5 protein-coding genes and 1 pseudogene are annotated in these 3,802 nt (G+C 44.6%); all 6 read right to left on the reverse strand.

Annotated features, from left to right (window positions below):
- Positions 1-324: pseudogene (locus tag AC1DSE_RS32150) on the reverse strand (germination protein YpeB); the annotation flags it as partial.
- A gap of 103 nt (positions 325-427) precedes the next feature.
- Positions 428-589, reverse strand: a complete 162-nt coding sequence (locus tag AC1DSE_RS32155) for a hypothetical protein (protein WP_179089937.1) — start codon at positions 587-589, stop codon at positions 428-430.
- A gap of 74 nt (positions 590-663) precedes the next feature.
- Positions 664-1,359, reverse strand: coding sequence for a glutamic-type intramembrane protease PrsW (gene prsW / locus AC1DSE_RS32160; RefSeq protein WP_076271365.1), 696 nt, complete (start codon positions 1,357-1,359; stop codon positions 664-666).
- Positions 1,360-1,374: 15 nt separating this feature from the next.
- Positions 1,375-2,625, reverse strand: coding sequence for a Glu/Leu/Phe/Val family dehydrogenase (locus AC1DSE_RS32165; protein ID WP_477528824.1), 1,251 nt, complete (start codon positions 2,623-2,625; stop codon positions 1,375-1,377).
- A 136-nt stretch (positions 2,626-2,761) separates the two neighbouring features.
- Positions 2,762-3,376, reverse strand: coding sequence for a genetic competence negative regulator (locus AC1DSE_RS32170; RefSeq protein ID WP_477528825.1), 615 nt, complete (start codon positions 3,374-3,376; stop codon positions 2,762-2,764).
- 203 nt (positions 3,377-3,579) lie between these two features.
- A partial coding sequence (locus tag AC1DSE_RS32175) for a hypothetical protein (RefSeq protein ID WP_477528826.1) occupies positions 3,580-3,802 on the reverse strand: 223 nt, incomplete at its 5' end.

Below are 3,802 nucleotides of genomic sequence, written 5' to 3' on the forward strand. Positions count from 1 at the left end.
GAAGTCTTCTGCTTCATTGAAAGGAAGCATTGATACAGGAAGCTGGTTGATCTCATTTTGCGCTTGGCTCGTTAAACGCCATACATTGACAAGCCCTTTGCGATGAAAGGCTTGTGAGGTGGAGTTAACAGCTAGCGTGTTGCCTAATTGCTGATGCAGTTGCTCAACATGGTTAGTCAAATCGTGGAACGCTCGTTGATATTGGTTTTCAGCCTTTATCAAAACTGCGTTTTTCTCTTGTTGCTCTTGATAACCCCAGTAGGCAGCGCCGATAAACAGCACTGTCATAATGGGAAATAGAATTGAACTGAGTCGACGGTACATAATACAAAAGCTCCTTTCTTGTGCAAAACCTGGTTTTAGTTTGGTTTGCCCAAGGGAGCTTTATGCATCCATCTATTTATTTGTCATTACTGCATGTATTTCCCTAAAAAACGCTATGCTCTTCAATTTCCAGATCATTTGCATTGTTGCAAATACATTGCTTAAAGCCAGTATCAATCGAATCTTTTTCTCTTCGTCCGCGAAGCACAAATTTTTCTCCGCATAGATTGCATCTAATCGTTACCTTTATTCTTGCAGCCTCCATAAGCCCCTCCTCAGCCATTATTCGAACGCCATCATTTCAGGCATTACAATATAATGTAAGTATGGACGGATCGACTACAGTTTAATCTCATCTTCACGGACCATAAATCGAAAGGGCGACCGTGCATTCGCATGACTCATTTTGCGCAAGCCCCATATCCAAAGCACGATCATAAACGGAATAATAAAATACATCCAATTTGTGCGCAACGTAATCATGATCCAATCGTAAGTACCATGTAGAAGCACTGGCAGCAAAAGTGAAATGCCTAAGAAATAGACGGTTTTGTTTTTTGGAGCAAACTTCGCTTTCCCTAAATAATAGCCCATCATTATACCGAACAAGGCATGGCCAGAAACGGGAAGCAGCGCCCTCACGAGAAGCGTGCCGAACGTAGCAGGCGAGTAAATGGCATACAAGACATTTTCTAAGGTTGCGAAGCCAAGCGAAATGGCTGATGCATAAACGATTCCGTCATAAGGCTCGTCAAATTCGGTATGGTTGTAAATGACATGATACAGAACGAACCATTTTACGAACTCTTCTACGCCTGCGGATTCGCCAAAGGCAAATATGAGCGAGTGATCGCCAAGCCAAAGCTGAAGTCCCCGCTGAATAACCATGATCGGTACAACGACAAGAATGCCTAGCACAAACATTCTCGCTACCATGTGGATAGGCTCCGCTTCATAACGATCTCTCAAATATAAATAAGTAAGCAGCGAAACGCCTGGCGCAACAGCCGCAGTCAAAACGGAAAACAACAGCATTCTTCCCCTACTTTCTTACACCCAGCCACGATAGCGTACAGCTTCAGCCATTTTGCGTACACCGGCCATATAAGCTGCAAGACGCATATCGACCTTACGGGTGCGGTGTATTTCATACACTTGGTTGAAGCCCCTTATCATCATAAGCTTCAGCTTATCATCCACTTCTTGTTCATCCCAATAATAGCCTTGATTATTTTGCACCCATTCAAAATAGGACACGATGACGCCACCGCTGCTCGCTAGCACATCCGGAATAAGCAAAATGCCTTTGTCCGACAGGATTCGCGTAGCTTCCAGCGTCGTTGGGCCATTCGCTGCTTCTACTACGATGGTTGCTTTAATGAGATGGGCATTTTGTTCCGTTATTTGATTCTCGATTGCCGCAGGCACAAGCACATCACAATCGAGCTCGAGCAGCTCAGCATTCGTTATTGTGTTCGTAAACAAGTTCGTTACATTGCCAAAGGAATCTCGACGATCGAGCAAATATTCGATATCGAGTCCTTCTTTATTATACAACGCCGCGTTCACATCGGAAATACCTATCACGCGCGCACCGGCCTCATGCATGAATTTGGCAAGATAACTTCCAGCATTACCAAAGCCTTGAATGACGATTCGCGCATCCTTTATGTCTATATTTTTCATGTTCAAAGCCTCATGGATCATCATAACGACCCCTCTGGCTGTAGCTGTCTCTCTTCCTTTGGACCCGCCAAGCACAAGCGGCTTCCCTGTTATAAAGCCTGGAGAATCAAATTCACGAATGCGGCTATACTCGTCCATCATCCAAGCCATGATCTGTGAATTAGTCATCACATCAGGCGCAGGAATATCTTTGCTTGGTCCTACGATTTGGCTGATGGCCCGCACATACCCTCGGCTTAAATTCTCAATTTCTCGGARAGACATCGTTCTTGGATCGCAAATAACGCCGCCTTTACCACCGCCATAGGGCAGATCAGCAATTCCACATTTTAGACTCATCCAAATGGACAAAGCCTTAACCTCGTTTTCCGTGACGGCTGGATGAAAACGCACACCGCCTTTTGTAGGTCCTACCGCATCATTATGCTGTGCTCGATACCCCGTAAACACTTTTGTTTTGCCATCATCCATCCGAACTGGAATACGGACGGTCAGAAGCCTCATGGGCTCCTTCAATAAATCAATCATATCCTGATCATAGCCAAGCCTGCGCAGCGCTTCTTCAATAACAATCTGAGTAGAATGCAACACATCGTTTGCTTCTTTATCACTCATTCCAATCACCGCCTTTGTCTACATCTAATATGAGCGCCTTTTCCTTCGTATATTCCATTATTATGTCATGCTACATGCAAGAAGAGCATCGTACAGACAAAATCAGCCTGCAGATGCTCTATCCGTGTACATTTGATTAAAAACTAAAATGATTACATATTTCCCTTACCGCTGTTTCGGGTATAATCACTTTACCGTACTCTTCCAGCATGGCATAGGTTACCGATGTTGCTTCACCATACTCAGCGAGCAATGCAATAACAGCGTTATGCCTGGAAGCCTCGATAAGAGCAGGTTCCAGCGCTAATATATATTTGCCATGATAGGAGTACAAACGTCCGTCTTCTGTAAGCGTAGAGCTTAGCAATTGCTTGCAAACCGATATGACATCCTCAAAATCGCGGAAAGAGTACATCACAATATCGCTTTGCTCAAGCGTCACTTCCATCTCGTATATTTCGTCTTCCGTGTCGTCATCTTCAGTTGGCCTATCGMCTGCATGACTGTTCATTTTGCCACGGGTGACAATCACTACCATACCTTGAGCGGGGAGGGCAAACACTTCGACCGCTAATGGGCCGCTGGCATCGAATCCAAGTTCACTATATGCTTGATCCATCATTTCACTGAATAGTTCGTGTACTTTTGGAATTTCGCGCCACATGTCGTCCTTCTGGATCCCCCGTTCCAGCAGGTCGTCGAACGTCAGGAAAATCCGAATCTTATCCTGGCTCAGTCGTTCGATTTTCATGACAGGATCCTCCTCTGCAGCATCTGTTGTAATAGCGTATGAATTTCTAAGTAAGATGTGATCAAATTGACCAAATCATGCTATGTAACTACTTTATCATGTCTTTTCACTGATTGCACTAATAATGAACGAAAAAAAGAATCGTTTGATCGCATCGCATTTCTGCTTTGCGTCCCTACGATTCTGCATGCTTGCTGCTTTACTTAGTGGGAAAAGGCTGACGATTCCGCTTTGATCTTGTCCGCTTCCTTCTTCAATGAGGGATCGCTGTTTACGATAGCCTCAATTTGTCCCCAAGCGGCTTCGGATTTTACGGCGGTATCGTCTGAATGCTTTGGGGAGAGCGCAGACGCATTTTCCTTCACAGATTTACTCATCATTTTCGCAACAGAATTGCGTGCAACATTGGAACAAACGTCAGTAAAC

It is taken from the genome of Paenibacillus sp. 01L418, from assembly GCF_056400045.1.

Excerpts from the sequence above, each read along its gene's own strand:
- AC1DSE_RS32155 (WP_179089937.1), bottom strand. The coding sequence starts at position 589 with ATGGAGGCTGCAAGAATAAAGGTAACGATTAGATGCAATCTATGCGGA.
- prsW (WP_076271365.1), bottom strand. The coding sequence starts at position 1,359 with ATGCTGTTGTTTTCCGTTTTGACTGCGGCTGTTGCGCCAGGCGTTTCG.